Below are 17,482 nucleotides of genomic sequence, written 5' to 3' on the forward strand. Positions count from 1 at the left end.
CTATATGACAGGGATGGTGCTCGAGCGTTTTCTCGCCGACGAGGCGGCAACGGCAAGGCTTGGCGAGGATCTCGCCATGGCGTTGCGCGGCGGCGACGCGATCGCACTCAAGGGCGATCTCGGCGCCGGCAAGTCGACACTGGCCCGCGCGTTGATCCGGGCGCTCGCCGACGACGCCAATCTCGAAGTGCCGAGCCCGACCTTCACGCTGGTGCAGAGCTACGAGACGCGCGTTCCCGTCCACCATTTCGACCTCTACCGGCTGTCGGCGCCGGATGAGCTCGACGAGCTCGGCCTCGATGATGCGCTGAGCCAAGGTACGGCGCTCGTCGAATGGCCGGAACGGGCCGGAGACCGACTGCCGACAAGCGCGCTGTGGGTCGATCTGGCCGAGCATGGTGAAGGCCGCGTTGCGCGTTTGTCGGGCCAGGGACCGGTCTTCGAGCGCGTGGCGAGATCGCTGGCCATGCGCGACTTCCTGGCTTCCGCCGGATGGGGCGAAGCCAGCCGCCGCCACTTCGTCGGCGACGCTTCCGCCCGCTCCTACGAGATCGTCGCGCTGCCCGGCCAGGCGCCGCGCGTGCTGATGAACTCGCCGCGCCTGGTGCTCGGCCCGCCCGTGCGCGACGGCAAGCCCTATGCTGTGATCGCCCACACGGCGCAATCGGTCGCGGCCTTCGTCGCCATCGACAGGGCACTGCTTGCGGCCGGCGTCAGCGTGCCGGTGATCCATGCCCAGAACCTCGACCAGGGCTTTCTGCTCATCGAACATCTCGGCTCGGAAGGCTTTTTGAGCGGCGACGGCCAGCCGATCGCCGAGCGCTATGAGGCAGCAGCGGAACTGCTGGCCATGATGCATGGCAAGGAATGGCCCGCGCGCATGGCGGCCGCGCCCGGCGTGTTCCACGACGTGCCGCCTTTCGATCGGGAAGCCATGCTGATCGAGGCCGACCTGCTGGTCGACTGGTATGTGCCATGGATTACCGGCGAGCAGCCCGACAGCGAATTGCGGGCAGGCTATCACCGGGTGTGGAATGAGCTCCTCGATCGCCTCGCGGGCAGCGAATACACGCTGACGCTGCGCGATTTCCATTCGCCCAACATCATCTGGCGCGCGGAGCGATCCGGCCTCGACCGGCTCGGCATCGTCGACGTCCAGGACGCGCTGATCGGCCCAGCGGCCTATGACGTCGCTTCGCTTGCCATGGATGCGCGCGTCACCGTCTCGCCCGAGATCGAGCGGCGGACGGTGGCTGCCTATGTCGCGGCGCGGCGCGCAACCGGCGCCTTCGACGAGGCCGGCTTCGCCGAGGCCTATGCGATCATGGCGGCTCAGCGCAATTCGAAGATCCTCGGCATCTTCGTGCGGCTCGAAAAGCGCGACGGCAAGCCTTACTATCTGAAACACCTGCCGCGCATCCGCGATTATCTAAGGCGGGCGCTGGCGCATCCGGCGCTGGCTGGCCTGAAGGAATTCTACATGGCCCACGGTCTGCTCGAGGAACGGGTCCCATGAAGCCCCCAACCATGACGCCGACGACCGCGATGGTGCTGGCGGCCGGGCTTGGCAAGCGCATGCGGCCGATCACCGACACGATGCCGAAGCCGCTGGTGACGATCGCCGGCAAGACCTTGCTCGACTGGGGGTTGGACAGCCTCGAGGCGGCCGGCATCGCCAGGGCCGTCGTCAACGTGCATTACCTGCCCGAGCAGATCGTCGAGCATGTCGCCAGCCGCAAAGCGCCGAAGATCGTCATCTCCGACGAGCGCGAGGCGCTGCTCGAATCGGCGGGCGGCATCGTCAAGGCACTGCCGCTGCTTGGCAGCGAACCCTTCTATATCATCAACGCCGATACCTTCTGGATCGACAGCGGCAAACCCAGCCTCGAGCGTCTCGCCCTTGCATGGGACGCCGCCAGAATGGATATTCTGCTGATGCTTACCGATCTCGACTCAGCGACCGGGCATTGCATCGGCACCGATTTCCTGGTGGCGCCCGACGGCGCGCTCCAGCGCTCGAAGGGCGACCCGGCTGGGCTGATCTATGCAGGCGCTGCGATCGTCCATCCGCGCATTTTCGAGGGTGCGCCCACAGGCTCGCATTCGCTCAATGTCTATTTCGACAAGGCGATCGCCGCCGGGCGCCTGTTCGGCATCAAGATGCACGGACGCTGGATCACCGTCGGCACGCCGGACGCCATCCCCGCCGCCGAGGCGGCCGTCGCCGGCGCCCTAGCGAAGGCGGTATGAGCGGCGCGCGCCGCGTCCTTTCCATCCCACCCGGAGCGCCGTTCCTGCCGACGCTGGCGGAGGCGTTGCTCGACGGGCGCCTGATCCCCGGCTTCCGCTTCGACGGCGAGCCGCTGGCGCTCGCCGACGCCACCATCTATGTGCCGACGCGGCGCGCGGCGCGGGCGCTGCGTGGCGCCTTCGTCGACCGGCTTGGGCAGCGCTCGGCCATCCTGCCGACGGTGCGGCCGCTCGGCGAGTTCGACGAGGACGAGGCGGCCTTCGACGCCGAATCGGCGCCGGCCATCGAGCTTGCACCGCCGATCGCCGCGCAGGAGCGGCTGCTTTTGCTGGCGCCTTTGGTGCGCGCCTGGAAGGAAAGCCTGCCGGCGCATGTCCGGGCTCGGTTCGACGAGGAATTCGTCGTGCCGACCTCGGCCGCGGACGCAATCTGGCTGGCGCGCGACCTTGCCGGGCTGATGGACGAGATCGAGACCGAAGGCACGGACTGGGCGAAGCTCGCGACGCTGGTCACCGGCAACCTCGCCGGATGGTGGCAGGTGACGCTCGATTTCCTCGGCATCGTCACCGACAACTGGCCGAAGCTGCTAGAAGAACGCAACCGCTCGAACCCCGCGGCGCATCGCAGCGCGTTGATCCGCCTGGAGGCGACGCGGCTGAAGCGCAATCCGCCGGCAGGACCGGTGATTGCTGCCGGTTCGACCGGTTCCATTCCCGCCACGGCCGAGCTGCTTGGCGTGATCGCCGGACTGCCCAACGGCGCCGTCGTGCTGCCGGGGCTCGACCGCGAACTGGACGAGGCATCCTTCGCCGCGATCACGGCGCCCGGCGCGCGCCCGGCGACGCTGGGTCACCCGCAATACGGCCTCGCCAAGCTGCTCGGCGGTATCGGCATTCCGCGCCGCGATGTCGAGGACATCGTCGCGGCGCCATCTCCGCTTGCGCTGCGCGCGGCTCTTGTCGGCGAAGCGTTGCGGCCGGCCGAAACCACGGAGTATTGGACCGAGACGCGGCCACGCTTCACGGCGAGCGATGTCGAACAGGCGCTTGCCGGCGTGACGCTGGTGGAGGCGGCGAACGAACGCGACGAGGCGGCGGCAATCGCCATCGCGCTGAAGCGCGCCGTCGAGACGCCGGGCAAGCGCGCGGCGCTCGTCACCGGCGACCGCGCGCTGGCGCGGCGGGTTTCGGCCGAGCTTCTGCGCTTCGGCGTCGTCGCCGACGATTCCGGCGGCGCGCCGCTCGCCAACACGCCGGCCGCCAGCCTGCTCAGGCTGGCGCTCAGCGCCGCGTTCCGGCCCGGCGATCCGGTGGGCCTGCTCGCCTTGCTCAAGCATCCGCTGCTCGGGCTCGGCCTGGAACGCCGGAGCGTGCGCAAGGCCGCCGAACTCGTCGAGCTGGTCGCCCTGCGGGGAGGCACGGGCCGGCCCGATGTCGCATCTCTCGACGCGCTTTTCGAGACACGGCTCGCGGAGCTGAGCGGCGACACAAGGCAGCCTTTCTGGTTTTCGCGCCTGTCCGTACGCGGCATCGAGCAGGCGCAAGGCATGCTTAGCCGCCTCATCAACGCGCTCTCACCGCTGACGGCGACGCGCCAGGAGAACGACGCCGATATCACAACACTGACGCGCGCGAGCGTGGTTGCGCTGGAGGATCTGGGCCGCGCGGTCGATGGCAGCCTGACCGACCTTTATGCCGGCGACGCCGGCGAAAAACTCGCCGATCTGCTGCGCGGGCTGGTCGCCGCATCCTCGCCCTTCACATTCGCGGCCGGCGAATGGCCCGACGTGATGGAGGCGCTGATCGCGCCGGAGACGGTGAAGCCGGCGCAGGGCACCGACCGCAACATCGCCATTTGGGGCGCGCTGGAAGCCCGGCTGCAGAACGTCGATACGCTGGTCATCGGCGGGCTCAATGAAGGGGTCTGGCCGCGCAAACCCGAGAGCGACCGCTTCATGTCGCGGCTGATGAAGACCGGCATCGATCTCGAGCCGCCGGAACGCCGCATCGGTCTTGCCGCGCATGATTTCCAGATGGCGATGGGTACGAAAGAGGTCGTGCTGACGCGTTCGGCGCGCTCCGGCGATGCACCGGCGGTGCCGTCGCGCTGGCTGCAGCGCATGCTGACCTTCATCGGCAAGGAGCCGGCGACGGTATTGCGCGGGCGCGGCGACGCGCTGCTTGCCTGGGCACGCGCGCTAGACGCGGGCGAAAGGAAGGATTTTGCGGCGCGCCCGCAGCCTAAGCCGCCGCTCAGCCAGCGACCGCGGCACTTCTCGGTCACCGAGATCGAGACGCTGCGCCGCGACCCCTACGCGGTCTATGCGCGGCGCATCCTCGGCCTGATGCCGCTCGAGCCGCTGATCCGCGATCCGGGCGCCGCCGAACGCGGCACGCTGTTCCACGAAATCTTGCATCTGTTCTCGCGGCGGGTCGAGGATCCAAGAGCGCCGAACGCGCTGGCAAGCCTCATCGAGGCGGGTCGTGTTTGCTTTGCCGACGCAAAGCTTCCACCCGACATCGAGGCTGTCTGGTGGCCGCGTTTCGAAAAGCTCGCCGAAAACATCATCGAATGGGAGCATGGCCGGGCCGATGCCGTTGCCCGGCGCCATGCCGAGGAACGCGCCGAGAAAACGGTGGTCGGCCGCACCGGCGTGACGCTGTCCGGCTACGCCGACCGCGTCGACCTGCTTGCCGGCGGCATGGCGGACATCCTCGACTACAAGACCGGCTCCTCGCCCTCGAAAGCGCAGGCGCACACGCTGCTGTCGCCGCAGCTGGCGCTGGAAGGCGCGTTGCTCCGGCGTGGCGCCTTCAAGGAGCTCGGCATTCGCGAGCCTTCGCAGCTTGCCTTCGTGCGGCTGAAGCCGAATGGCGAGGTGTTCGAGGAATCGATCCTCGAATACAACCGCAAGCCCCGCACCGCCAATGACCTTTCCGAGGAAGCCTGGGCGCGGCTGGAACGGCTGCTCTTCCACTATGCCGACCCGACCACCGGCTATCTGTCGCGCGCGCTGCCTTTCCGCGAGGGCGAAGCCGACGGCGACTACGACCACCTGGCGCGCGTGCTGGAATGGTCGGCCGGCGGCGCCAGCGAAGACGAGGCGGAAGGATGAAATATCCGATCCCCTCCGATACCGCCGCCAGCCAGGCGCGCGCCTCCGACCCGGCCAATTCCGCCTGGGTGTCGGCCAATGCCGGCTCGGGCAAGACGCATGTCCTGGCGCAACGCGTCATCCGGCTGCTGCTCAACGGCACCGACCCGTCGAAGATCCTGTGCCTCACCTATACGCGGGCGGCTGCCGCCAACATGTCGAACCGTGTCTTCTCGACGCTGTCGGAATGGACGGCGCTGCCCGATGCTGAGCTGGCGGCCAGGATCGCGGCGCTCGACGGGCGGGCCGCCGACCGCGACATGATGCGGCGCGCGCGGCGATTGTTTGCCGAGGCGCTGGAGACGCCGGGCGGACTGAAGATCCAGACCATCCATGCCTTCTGCGAATCGGTGCTGCATCAGTTCCCGCTCGAAGCCAACATCCCGGCGCATTTCGAGATGCTCGATCCGCAGATGGAAGCCTCGCTGTTCGGCGATGCCCGGCGCGACATGATCTCGGGCGCGGGCGCCGGCGTCGAGGGCCTGGCGGAAGCCTTCGCCACCGTTCTGGAGCGCGGCGGCGAGTTTGGGCTGGATTCACTGCTTGCCGAAATCGTCAGCAAGCGCGACGAACTGCGCGACTTCGTCGCCAGGCTCGGCAAGGATCGGGATTTCCGGCCGCTGTTCGCCGAATTCGGCTTCAGGCACGGACAGACGGCCGAGGACATCGCCGCTTCCCTCTGGCCGTTGCCCGGCTTCGCGCCCGGCCAGTTCGCCGAATTCGCGCAGGCCGCCGAAGCCACCGACGCGCGGCAGGTGCTGAACAATGTCGTCCCCTATGCGCGCGGCGCATTCGCCGAAGCCGATCCGATCCGCCGGCTGCGGCTGCTGGCAAAGGCCTTTCTCAAGGCGGACGGCGACCCCTATGACCCGCCCAAGATATTCAAGAAGGCGCTGGTCGACCGGCTGCCGGATCTGCCGGAACGCTACCTGGCGGCGGCCAAGGCGATCCTCGACGTGTCGGACCGGCTGGCGCTGTTCCGCATGCTGGAAGGGACTGCTGCGGCGCTCGCGGTCGCCGGCTGGCTGATCGCGCGCTACGAGCAGTTGAAGCGCGGTCGCGGCTTCCTCGATTTCAACGACCTGATCACCCGCACGGTCAGCCTCTTGTCGCGGCCCGATGCCGGGCCATGGGTGCAGTTCAAGCTCGACCAGGGCATCGACCACATCCTGCTCGACGAGGCGCAGGACACCAGCCCGGACCAGTGGGAAGTGGTGAAGAAGCTGACGGAGGAGTTTTTTGCCGGGCTAGGCCAGCGCGAGGCGGTCAGGCGCACGGTGTTTGCCGTCGGCGACGAGAAACAGTCGATCTACTCCTTCCAGGGCGCAGCACCTGATTCCTTTGCCGAAAGCCGGCTATTGTTTGCCGGCCGCGTTCGCGACGCGGAAGCCGCCTTCGCCAATTTGAAGCTCACCTGGTCGTTCCGGTCGAGCGACGATGTGCTGGCGGCAGTCGACCGCGTCTTCGCCGAGCCGGGGATCAGGCGCGGCATCAGCCACGATCCGGATCCACTCAGCCACAAGGCGATCCGCAATGACGCGCCGGGCTATGTCGAGGTGTGGCCATCGGTCGGCGCCGAAATGGTCGAGGAACCGGACGACTGGACCTTGCCGGTCAACCATGCCAGCGCGCCGGCCGTGCGGGTGGCCGAGCATGTGGCGACGACCATCCAGAGCTGGCTGCGCAATGGCGAAATCATCGAAGGCAAGGGCAGGAAGCTGACCGCCGGCGACATCCTCGTCCTGGTGCGCAAGCGCGACCGCTTCGTCCATGCGCTGTCGCGCAGCCTGAAGAACCGCCAGATCCCGGTCGCCGGCGCCGACAGGCTGAGCCTGCCCGGCCATATCGCCGTGCAGGACCTGATCGCGCTTGGACATTTCCTCATCCAGCCGGAGGACGACCTTTCCTTGGCCGCCGTGCTGCGCAGCCCGATCTTCGAGGTTTCGGAAGAAACGCTGCTGGCGCTTACCGGCGAGCGGCCGAAGGGCCAGTCGCTGATTGCCTCGCTGCGGCAGCATGCGACCGAAGATGTGGGCCTCGCCGCAGTCGTTAGCCGGCTCGACGCCTGGGCGACTGAAGTGGCGTTCAAGCCGGTGTTCGAATTCTATGCCGCGGCGCTGGCGCGCGACGGGTTGCGGCGCAAGATGACGGCGCGGCTCGGGCCGGAGGCCGGCGACATCCTCGACGAATTCCTGAGCTTCTGCCTGGCCGAGGAACGCACTGGACTGCCGGGGCTGGAATCCTTCCTGTCGACACTGGAAAATGCCGGTCCCGAGATCAAACGCGAGATGGACCAGACGCGCGACGAAGTCCGCGTCATGACCGTGCACGCCGCCAAGGGCCTCGAAGCGCCGGTCGTCTTCCTCGTCGATGGCGGCTCGGCGCCGTTCAGCGACCAGCATCTGCCGCGGCTGATGCCGTTCGAAAGCTCGGGCGCTGAGTGGAAAGGCAAGGGTTATCTCTGGCGCTCGGCCAGCGACGTCGCCAATGGCGTCTCGAAGGCGGCTTCGGCGCGGGCGCGCGAGCTGGCGGATGACGAATACCGGCGGCTGCTCTATGTCGGCATGACGCGCGCCGAGGACCGGCTGGTCGTCTGCGGCTATCACGGCAAGCGGCAGCCAAGCCCCGGCACCTGGCATTCGATCGTCAGCCGGGCTTTGCTGAGCGCCCCCGAAAGTGCCGAACGCCGGCATCCCGCGACGGCCGATGTGGCCGTGCATCGCTTCCATATGACGAAACTGCCGCCGGTGGCGCTGACGGGCGTCGAGGAGGCGGGGCCCTTCGAACACACCGCGCCGCTGCCCGAAAACCTGTTCCGGCCGCTGCCGCCCTATGAGGAGCTGCCGCGGCCGCTTTCGCCTTCCGGCGCCTCGGCGCTGATCGATGAAGCGAAGGAAGTTCTCCCCGACACGCGTTCGCCGGTGCTCGACGCCGCCGCCGAGCCGGGCTTCGCGGTGGTGCGGGGCCTTGCCTTGCACAAGTTGCTGCAGATGTTGCCCGGCATTGCCGAGGCGGAAAGGCGGGAGGCTGCGGAGCGCTATCTGGCGCGCGCCGGTGCCGACTGGCCGGATGGTGAGCGTGACAAGGCGCTGGAGGCGGTGCTGTCGATCCTGTCCGACGTCCGCTTCGGCCCGTTGTTCTCGCCGTCCTCGCGCGCCGAAGTGGCGATCATGGGCAGCCTCGAGGTGAAGGGCAAGCTGCGCTCGATCTCCGGCAAGATCGACCGGCTGGCGGTCACGCCGGAAAGCGTCTCGATCGTCGACTACAAGACCAATCGGCCGGCACCCGGGAAGCTGGCGGAGGTGCCGCCTGCCTACGTGCTGCAGCTCGCGCTCTACCGCGCGCTGCTTCAGCCGCTCTATCCCGGGCGCGGGGTGACGGCGGCGCTGCTGTTCACCGAAGCGCCGCGGCTGATCGAGCTACCGGCCAAGGTCATGGACGACGCCCTTGCCCGACTCACGGCAGCGTGACACAAGAACTGCTTGAACATCGCCGCCACAACCACCACATTTGGTGCAACCCGAGTTTTCGAAAGGATTTCAGCATGGCCACCGTCAAGGTCGACAATGGCAATTTCCAGGCCGATGTGCTCAACGCCAAGGAGCCGGTTGTGGTGGATTTCTGGGCGGAATGGTGCGGCCCGTGCAAGATGATCGGCCCGTCCCTGGAAGAGATCGCCAAGGAGCTCGGCGGGAAGGTCAAGATCGCCAAGCTCAACATTGACGAGAATCCCGAGCTTGCCGCGCAGTTCGGCGTGCGCTCGATCCCGACGCTGATGATCTTCAAGGGTGGCGAAGTGGCCGACATGAAGGTCGGCGCGGCACCGAAGACCGCGCTGTCGCACTGGATCAACGGCGCTATCGCCTGAGCCAATCCGAAAAATTCAAGAACGAGCCCGGCCATCGCGCCGGGCTTTTCTTTGGCGCCATCGCTGACGGCGCTCTGGCCCTGACGTTTCGGCACGCCATCTCCTTTGCTAGCGCAAAAGGAGAGCTCCATGACCGGAACAGCCAAGGCCACAGTCCATGTCGACAATGAGCGGGTGATCGTCACCGAATATCGCTTCGCGCCCGGCGCCAACACCGGCTGGCATCGCCACGGCCACGACTATGTCGTGGTGCCCCTGATGGACGGCAAGGTGAAGCTGGTGACCAAGGACGGCGAGTCCTTCGCCGAGATGAAGCAAGGCGCTCCCTATTTCCGCAGGGAAGGCGTCGAGCACGACGTCATCAACGCCAATGACGGCGAATACGCCTTCATCGAGATCGAGCTGAAGTAGCTTCTCACGACCAATCCAGGTCCGTCACCAGTCGGCGACGCGATCTCCGCCGGTAAACTGCGCGCTTTTGCCGGTGTATTCGAACAGTTCGATCTTCACCCCGTTGGGGTCGGCGATCCAGGCTTGAAAAGTATCGTCGCAGGCGAGCTTCTTCGGCGTCACTGCGATGCCTTGCGACCGGATGTGGGCGATGGCGGCGTCGATGTCCTCCACCTCCAGGCAGAAATGGTTGATCTGGTTGGTCTCGCTGAAACTGGCCTCAGTCTTCTCGAACACCTCGACTTGGCTGCGGCCGCCGCAATCGAGATAGAAGCCGAAAATCCTGCCGTCGCGCAGGAAATTGAACCGCGTTTCCATGCCGAGCACGTCGCGGTAGAAGCGGCGCGTCGCCTCCAGGTCATGCGCGAAAATGCAGACATGGGCGAGCTGCTTGACCTTGATCATGGCCGGTTCCTTTCGGCCCCCCGCCGACATCCGCAGCACTATCTTGATCTCAGCTTATGTCGGCGGCGTGCCGTTCTCGGCCAGCACCGCGCCGGCGAGATAGAGCGAGCCGCCGATGAGAATGCGCGGCGCCGGGCCGTCCCATGAGTCGCGCAACAGCATCAGCGCGCTGGCGACGGAGCTGACCGGCTCGGCCGACAGCCCGGCCTCTTCGGCACGCAAGGCCAGCTCGTCGTTCGGCACGCCGGCATCGCTGCTGGTCACCGGCACGGTGTAGACATGGCGGGCAAGGCCCTTGAAGGCGCTGAAATAGCCGGTCTGGTCCTTGGTGTTGATCATGCCGGAGATCAGGACCAGCGGCCTCGGGTTCTTTTCCTCCTGCTCGGCCAGCGCCTCGGCGATGACGATGCCGGCGCCGGGATTGTGGCCGCCGTCCAGCCAGATCTCCGCGCCCTTCGGCGCGAGGTCGACAAGCTTGCCCTGGGTCAGCTTCTGCATGCGCGCCGGCCAGGCGACATGGGTCATCGCCTTTTCGGCGGCGCGATGGCTGATCTCGAAGCCGGCCGCCTTGACCGCGGCGATCGCCGCCGCGGCGTTGGCGTATTGATGACGCCCGGGCAGGCGTGGCGAAGGCAGGTCCATCAGCCCGTCCTCGTCCTGGTAGACCATGCGGCCGTTCTCCTCGAAGGCGAGGAAGTCCTGGCCATAAACCACCGTCGGGCAATCCAGTCGCTCGGCCGTCTCGATCAGCACCTGAAGCGCGGTATCGCTTTCCTGGGCGCCAATCACCACCGGGCAGCCGCGCTTCATGATGCCGGCCTTTTCGGCCGCGATCAGCTCGACGCGGTCGCCGAGATAGGCCTCGTGATCCATCGAGATCGGCATGATCACAGAAACCGCCGGCCGCTTGACGACGTTGGTGGCGTCGAAGCGGCCGCCGAGGCCGACCTCGATGATCGCCGCCTCCGCCGGATGTTCCGAAAACAGGATGAAGGTGACGGCGGTGAGGATCTCGAAGACGGTTATCTTCTGGCCGCCATTGGCCTCGGCGACGCGGGCGATGGCCTCGGCGAAAATATCGTCCTCTACCAGCTTGCCGCCGCCTTCGGCCGCCAGCCGGTAGCGCTCATGCCAGTTCACCAGGTGCGGCGAGGTATGGACGTGGACGAGATGGCCGGCCGCTTCCAGCAGCGCGCGCGAGAAGGCGGCGCAGGAGCCCTTGCCATTGGTGCCGGCGATGTGGATGACCGGCGGCAGCCGGTCCTGCGGATTGCCGAGGCGTTCGAGAAGCCGTGTGACGCGGTCCAGCGAAAGGTCGAAGCCTTTCGGATGCAGCGTCATCAGATGTTCGATTTCGCGTTCGGCGGAAAGCGTTGTCATGATGGAATCCTAGAGCGGTTCATCATTTCATGGAAATGCAGAACCGCTCTCTCTTTTTTGTTGACGCAATTCCGGACGGAAAACCGTTTCACACTTTTCCTGGAATTGCTTTAGCGCATGGCCCCGAAACCGGGAATCGGTTTCGGAACGGCCATGCGCAAATCAGAGGCTACAGCACGCAACGCGTGAAGCAATCAGGGCGGCGCGACCAAGGATGTCGCGTCAGGCCGATGGCCGCGCCTCAGTATTGACCACCGCCGGCGGCAGGATCTCCGGCTCGAGCGGCTTTTCGGCTTCCGGCACCTTCAGTAGCATCCTCAACAGCCGCGCGATGGTCTGGCGCATTTCGAGGCGAGAGACGACCATGTCGACCATGCCATGCTCCATCAGATATTCGGCGCGCTGAAAACCGTCAGGCAGCTTTTCGCGAATGGTCTGCTCGATGACGCGCGGCCCGGCAAAGCCGATCAGCGCGCCGGGCTCGGCGATCTGGACGTCGCCCAGCATGGCGTAGGAAGCGGTGACGCCGCCGGTGGTCGGATTGGTCAGCACGACGATATAGGGCAGGCCGGCTTCCTTGAGCCGGTCGACGCCCACGGTGGTGCGCGGCAATTGCATCAGCGACAGGATGCCTTCCTGCATGCGGGCGCCACCGGAGGCCGCGAACAGGATCAGCGGCCGCTTGCGCTGCAGCGCGACCTCGAAGGCATGCACGATGGCTTCGCCGGCGGCCATGCCGAGCGAGCCGCCCATGAAGGCGAAATCCTGCACGGTGACGATGACCGGCAGCCCGTCGATGGTACCGGCGCCGTTGAGGATCGCATCCTCCAGGCTGGTCTTGGCCTTCGCCTCCTTGAGGCGGTCGGTGTAGCGCTTCTCGTCGCGGAACTTCAGCGGATCCTGGACGACCCTGGGATTTTCCAGTGTCTCGTATTTGCCGTCGTCGAAGAAGTATTTCAGCCGCTCCTTGGCCGAGATCTTCATGTGGTGGCCGGAAGCCGGGATGACGAACTGGTTGGATTCGAGATCCTTGTGGAAGATCATCTCGCCGGTCTCGGGATCCTTGATCCAGAGGTTCTCTGGCATGTCGGTGCGCCTGCCGAGCATCGAATTGATCTTCGGGCGAACGTAGTTCGTGATCCAGTTCATCGCTTCGGCTCCTGTCCCTGTGAGGAAGAGGTAGGAAAACTATTCGGCGGCAGCAAGGCGGGCCGAGCGGACGCCCTGGGCAAGGCCGCTGACCAGGGTGGCGACGGCTTCGGCCGGATCGGCTGTCTTCTCGCCCTTCGGCCCAAGCACATTGGCGATCGCGTTGACGATCGCCGTGCCGACCACGACGCCGTCGGCCGAGGCGCCGATGACGCGCGCCTGCTCGGCGGTCTTGACGCCGAAGCCGACGCAGACCGGCAGGGCCGTGTGGCCCTTGATGCGGGTGACCGCCGCCGAGACCTTGGCGGTGTCGGCCAGCGCCGAGCCGGTGATGCCGGTCATCGAGACGTAATAGACGAAGCCGGAGGTGTTTTCCAAAACCTTGGGCAGGCGTTTGTCGTCGGTGGTCGGCGTCGCCAGGCGGATGAAGTTGACGCCGGCCTTCAGCGCCGGAATGCAGAGCTCCTCGTCCATCTCCGGCGGCAGGTCGACAACGATCAGGCCGTCGATGCCGCTTGCCTTGGCGTCGGCGAGGAAGCGGTCGACGCCGTAGATGTAGATCGGGTTGTAGTAGCCCATCAGCACGATCGGCGTGTCATTGTCGCTGGCGCGGAAATCGGACGCCATCTTCAGCGTCTTGGCCAGCGTCTGGCCGCCCTTCAGTGCCCTGAGGCCAGCCGCCTGGATGGCCGGCCCGTCAGCCATTGGGTCGGAGAACGGCATGCCGAGTTCGATGACGTCGCTGCCCGAGGCAGGAAGCGCCTTCATGATCGACAGCGAGGTGTCGTAGTCGGGGTCGCCGCCCATGATGTAGGTAACGAGAGCCGGACGGCCTTCGGCCTTCAGTTTCGCCATGCGGCGGTCGATGCGGGTGGTCATTGTCAGATCTCCATGCCCAGCATGTTGGCCACCGTGTGCACGTCCTTGTCGCCGCGGCCGGACAGGTTGACGATGACGAGCTGGTCCTTGTCCATCTTGGGCACGATCTTCATCGCATGGGCGATGGCATGCGCCGATTCCAGCGCCGGGATGATGCCTTCGACGCGGGTGGTGAGCTGGAAGGCTTCCAGCGCCTCGTCATCGAGGATCGGCTCGTACTGGACACGGCCGGAGTCACGCAGCCAGGAATGTTCCGGACCGACGCCCGGATAGTCGAGGCCGGCCGAGATCGAATGGCCGTCGAGGATCTGGCCGTCGGCATTCTGTAGGAGATAGGTGCGGTTGCCGTGCAGCACGCCGGGCTTGCCGGCGTTCATCGAGGCGCAATGCTCGACGCCGTCGAGGCCGCGTCCGCCTGCTTCGATGCCGATGATGCGGACATCCTTGTCGTCAAGGAAGGGGTGGAACAGGCCGATGGCATTGGAGCCGCCGCCGACGGCGGCGATGATCACGTCCGGCAGCCGGCCCTCCTGTTCCAGAATCTGCGCGCGCGCCTCGGAGCCGATCACCGACTGGAAGTCGCGCACCAGCTCCGGATAGGGATGCGGGCCGGCGGCCGTGCCGATCAGGTAATAGGTGTCCTCGACATTGGTGACCCAATCACGCAGCGCCTCGTTCATGGCGTCCTTCAGCGTGCCATGGCCGGCGGTGACCGGCCGCACCTCGGCGCCGAGCAGCTTCATGCGGAAGACGTTCGGGCTCTGGCGGGCGACGTCGGTGGCGCCCATGTAGACCACGCAAGGATAGCCGAAACGCGCCGCGACGGTTGCCGAGGCGACGCCATGCTGGCCGGCGCCGGTCTCGGCGATGATGCGCTTCTTGCCCATGCGCTTGGCAAGCAGGATCTGGCCGAGGCAATTGTTGATCTTGTGCGAGCCGGTGTGGTTCAGATCCTCGCGCTTGAAATAGACCTTGGCGCCGCCGAGATGTTTCGTCAGGCCTTCGGCGAAATAGAGCTTCGACGGCCGCCCGGCATAATGGGTCGACAAATTCTGCAGCTCGGCCTTGAACTCCGGATCGGTCTTGGCCTTGTTCCACTGCTCCTCGAGGTCGAGGATCAGCGGCATCAGCGTCTCGGCGACGAAACGGCCGCCGAAAATGCCGAACATGCCCTGCTCGTCGGGTCCTGTGCGGAAGGAATTGGGCATAGCCGGCTTGTTCATCGCCGCTCTCCTAATGTGAATGTGCTTCAGGCGGCGCGGTCGTCGCGCGCGGCCCTGACGGCCCGGAAAAACTGCTCGATCAGCGCCGGATCCTTGACGCCCGGAGCGCTTTCCACGCCGGACGAAATGTCTATTCCGGGTGGATTGGCCAGTCTCAGGGCATCGCCGATATTGGCGGCGTTGAGCCCTCCGGAAAGCATGTAATCAAGCCCGGCGTCAAGGCCGGCAAGGATGCGCCAGTCGAAGGCGACGCCGTTGCCGCCCGGGAGTTGCGATCCCTTCGGCGGCTTGGCGTCGAACATGAAGCGATCGGCGATGCCGGCGAACGGCTTTACGCGGTCGAGATCTGCAGCCTCGCTGACCGAAAACACCTTCATGACCGGCAGGCCGTAGCGCGCCTTGAGCTCCGCCACCCGCTCGGGCGTCTCGGAACCATGCAACTGCAGCATGTCCGGCTGCATTTTTGCGACGATGTCGTCCAGGAATGCATCGTCGGCATCGACGGTGACGGCAACCGCGAGCGCCTTGCCGCGCGCCGTTTCGCGCAGCCGCCCGGCCTCGGCCGGCTCGACATAGCGCGGGCTCTTGGCGAAGAAAATAAAGCCGACATGGCTGGCGCCGCCGGCAAGGGCGGCGGCCATCGCGGCGTCGGTCTTCAATCCGCAGATCTTGATGTCGAGCGTCATGGGCCGGGCTTGGCACGAAAAGCCGCGAGAGTCGAGAAAAAGCATGCTGTTGCCGGCTCTGCGGAAAACACTACCTTGATATAGGAAGCACAGGCGGGAGCAGACAGTCATGGCCGACCAGACCATCGCCGAACTCAGGCAGAAGATCGCGCAGGCGCGCGAGGTGATCGCGCATCTGATGGACAAGGCCGCTTTCGACGGCGCCGAGGCGCACCGGGCGCTGGACTATTTTGGCAGCGATGCCTTCGACCGGAATTTCCTGCCATGGCCGCAACATGGCCACGAAGGGTTGCGGCCGGAGGAGTTGAACGCGGCGAATGATGATTGAGGAAGTTGCGTCCTGAACCCGGTAGACGCTGGCGGGACAGCACCCCCCTCTGGCCTGCCGGCCATCTCCCCCGCAAGGGGGGAGATCAGCAGCTCCGCCGGCGGCACCTCTCTTGCAACGTCGATGATTGGCGAAAGAGGTCGCGACATCCAATCTCCCCCCTCGTGGGGGAGATGCCCGGCAGGGCAGAGGGGGGGCGCGAAGGAACTCCGTCGTCTCAAACGTTGCGCGCATGCGCGCAGCAGCAGGGGAGAGCTACTCAAACACAATCGCCTGCAACGCCCCGCCATTCCGCTTCAGCCAGTCCTTGCAGCGGTCGGTATCCGGGCAAAGCTTCTCGCACAGCTTCCAGAACTTCGGGCCGTGGTTCATCTCCTTGAGATGCGCCACCTCATGCGCCACCAGGTAGTTTATCACCGCCGGCGGCGCCATCATGATGCGCCAGGAGAAGGAGAGGTTGCCCTCCGAAGTGCATGACCCCCAGCGGCTGGAGGTATCCTTATACCTTATCGCCTTGGCGCGCTTGCCGATCGCCTCGGTGTGCTTGACCACCAGCTTCTCGATCTCCTTCTTGGCCTCGCGCTTGAGGTAATCGGCGATGCGGCGCGGCAGATGGATGCGCTCGCCATGGACGATCAAAAGCGGGCCGCGGTCGTCGCGCGCCACGGTGATGGTGCCGCGCTTCGAAGGCTCATGCACGATGCGGTGCGGCACGCCGCGAACCGGAATCCTGATGCCCGGGCGCACCTGCGGCCTCGTCGGCACCTTGGCCAGGCGCTGCTCCAGCCAGTCCTGATGGCGGTCGAGGAATTTCTCGACCTCGCCGCGGCGCAAGCCGGGCGGCACGGTGACGCGCAGGCCCTGGCCACCGGAATCGATGCGCAGCGTCAGCCGCCGGGCCCTGGCGCTTTCGACGATTTTCAGCGGCAGCGTGCGGCCGGCGACGCAATGTTCGCGCTCTACGACGGGCGCGGCCTTTTGCTTGGCGCGCTCCACGACGGGCGCGGCCTTGGGCTTGGTCAGATTGCGAAAGAAGCCGAGGGTCATGGCTGGACGATACGCGATTCGAAAAAAACGGCCAGTGGAGGGGTGCCACATAGAGAACAAAAAAGAAACGGCGCCGCTAGACGCGACGCCGCATATCATGCCGAGACCTGTCGCGGGATCTCAGTCGTCGAGCAGGTTCGTACCCTTGCCGCGCTTGGAAGCAGGCTTATCGCCCGACTCGGTAGTGGTCGGCGCGGTATGCTTGTTGCGGTTGGCCATGAAGCGGTCGAACTCGTCCTGATCCTTGGCGCGGCGCAGTTCGCGGGCATAGTCGTCGAACTCGGTCAGCATCTCGTCGAGCTTGCGGCGTTCTTCGGCCAGGCGCTCGAGCTCCTTCTCGCGCCAGTCGTCGAAAGCGACATTGCCGGTGCGGGTCGAACCGTGGCCCCAGCGGGCCGCCTTGTCGGAACCGCGGCGGCAGCCGGCGAAGATGCCGTCCGTGGCGCGGTTGACGTCGCGCTTGAAGCCCTCGAGCCGGTCGCCCCAGATGATGTAGGCGAGCATGGCGAAGCCGAGCGGCCAGAACACCATGAAGCCGATAACCATCAGCGCGATGGTGGCCGGCGTCCAGGCCGGACGGATCAATGCACTCGTGTTCATTTCTCCCAATCCTTCCGTTGGAGACAGCCAATCCGGCTGCGTGGAATCGAAATGGGAAGGCG

Annotated in this window: 15 protein-coding genes; 7 read left to right on the top strand and 8 right to left on the bottom strand. The window is 66.1% G+C overall.

Annotated features, from left to right (window positions below; translation table 11 throughout):
• Positions 1-4: 4 nt before the first annotated feature.
• The 6 genes from tsaE (at position 5) to KVT37_RS20390 (ending at position 9,684) form a co-directional block, all read left to right on the top strand.
• Positions 5-1,516, top strand: coding sequence for a tRNA (adenosine(37)-N6)-threonylcarbamoyltransferase complex ATPase subunit type 1 TsaE (gene tsaE / locus KVT37_RS20365; RefSeq protein ID WP_217576328.1), 1,512 nt, complete (start codon positions 5-7; stop codon positions 1,514-1,516).
• Positions 1,513-2,250, top strand: coding sequence for a nucleotidyltransferase family protein (locus KVT37_RS20370; RefSeq protein ID WP_254634146.1), 738 nt, complete (start codon positions 1,513-1,515; stop codon positions 2,248-2,250). The genes tsaE and KVT37_RS20370 overlap by 4 nt, the downstream gene beginning before the upstream one ends.
• On the top strand, positions 2,247-5,366 hold the full coding sequence (addB, locus tag KVT37_RS20375) for a double-strand break repair protein AddB (protein ID WP_217576330.1): 3,120 nt from the start codon (positions 2,247-2,249) through the stop codon (positions 5,364-5,366). The genes KVT37_RS20370 and addB overlap by 4 nt, the downstream gene beginning before the upstream one ends.
• A complete protein-coding gene (addA, locus tag KVT37_RS20380) occupies positions 5,363-8,875 on the top strand; it encodes a double-strand break repair helicase AddA (RefSeq protein WP_217576332.1) in 3,513 nt (1,170 codons plus the stop codon). The genes addB and addA overlap by 4 nt, the downstream gene beginning before the upstream one ends.
• 74 nt (positions 8,876-8,949) lie before the next feature.
• Positions 8,950-9,273: a thioredoxin gene (trxA, locus tag KVT37_RS20385; protein ID WP_217576334.1), complete on the top strand. Its 324-nt coding sequence runs from the start codon at positions 8,950-8,952 to the stop codon at positions 9,271-9,273.
• A 129-nt stretch (positions 9,274-9,402) separates the two neighbouring features.
• Positions 9,403-9,684 carry a cupin domain-containing protein gene (locus KVT37_RS20390; protein ID WP_027166948.1) on the top strand — a complete coding sequence of 94 codons (282 nt, stop codon included), beginning with the start codon at positions 9,403-9,405 and terminating at the stop codon, positions 9,682-9,684.
• Between the two features lie 24 nt (positions 9,685-9,708).
• Here KVT37_RS20390 and KVT37_RS20395 read toward each other — a convergent pair whose 3' ends face one another.
• The 6 genes from KVT37_RS20395 to KVT37_RS20420 all read right to left on the bottom strand — a co-directional run bounded on the left by KVT37_RS20395 (position 9,709) and on the right by KVT37_RS20420 (position 15,445).
• Complete coding sequence (locus KVT37_RS20395; protein ID WP_217576336.1) at positions 9,709-10,128, bottom strand: VOC family protein; 420 nt, start codon at positions 10,126-10,128, stop codon at positions 9,709-9,711.
• Positions 10,129-10,182: 54 nt separating this feature from the next.
• Positions 10,183-11,508, bottom strand: coding sequence for a folylpolyglutamate synthase/dihydrofolate synthase family protein (locus KVT37_RS20400; RefSeq protein WP_217576338.1), 1,326 nt, complete (start codon positions 11,506-11,508; stop codon positions 10,183-10,185).
• A 222-nt stretch (positions 11,509-11,730) separates the two neighbouring features.
• Entirely contained in the window at positions 11,731-12,657 is a 927-nt protein-coding gene (accD, locus tag KVT37_RS20405; protein WP_217576340.1) for an acetyl-CoA carboxylase, carboxyltransferase subunit beta, read from the bottom strand.
• Positions 12,658-12,696: 39 nt separating this feature from the next.
• Entirely contained in the window at positions 12,697-13,536 is an 840-nt protein-coding gene (trpA, locus tag KVT37_RS20410) for a tryptophan synthase subunit alpha (RefSeq protein ID WP_217576342.1), read from the bottom strand.
• Positions 13,537-13,538: 2 nt separating this feature from the next.
• Entirely contained in the window at positions 13,539-14,759 is a 1,221-nt protein-coding gene (trpB, locus tag KVT37_RS20415) for a tryptophan synthase subunit beta (protein ID WP_217576344.1), read from the bottom strand.
• Between the two features lie 26 nt (positions 14,760-14,785).
• Entirely contained in the window at positions 14,786-15,445 is a 660-nt protein-coding gene (locus tag KVT37_RS20420; RefSeq protein WP_217576346.1) for a phosphoribosylanthranilate isomerase, read from the bottom strand.
• Between the two features lie 109 nt (positions 15,446-15,554).
• Between KVT37_RS20420 and KVT37_RS20425 the strand changes: the two genes are divergently transcribed.
• Positions 15,555-15,773 carry a hypothetical protein gene (locus KVT37_RS20425; protein WP_217576348.1) on the top strand — a complete coding sequence of 73 codons (219 nt, stop codon included), beginning with the start codon at positions 15,555-15,557 and terminating at the stop codon, positions 15,771-15,773.
• A 255-nt stretch (positions 15,774-16,028) separates the two neighbouring features.
• Here the strand turns inward: KVT37_RS20425 and KVT37_RS20430 are convergent, their stop codons facing one another.
• Positions 16,029-16,820, bottom strand: coding sequence for a M48 family metallopeptidase (locus KVT37_RS20430; RefSeq protein WP_217576350.1), 792 nt, complete (start codon positions 16,818-16,820; stop codon positions 16,029-16,031).
• Between the two features lie 120 nt (positions 16,821-16,940).
• Complete coding sequence (locus tag KVT37_RS20435; protein WP_217576353.1) at positions 16,941-17,420, bottom strand: DUF2852 domain-containing protein; 480 nt, start codon at positions 17,418-17,420, stop codon at positions 16,941-16,943.
• Positions 17,421-17,482 lie beyond the last annotated feature (62 nt).

The organism is Mesorhizobium sp. GbtcB19 (assembly GCF_019091085.1).
GTDB lineage: Bacteria > Pseudomonadota > Alphaproteobacteria > Rhizobiales > Rhizobiaceae > Mesorhizobium.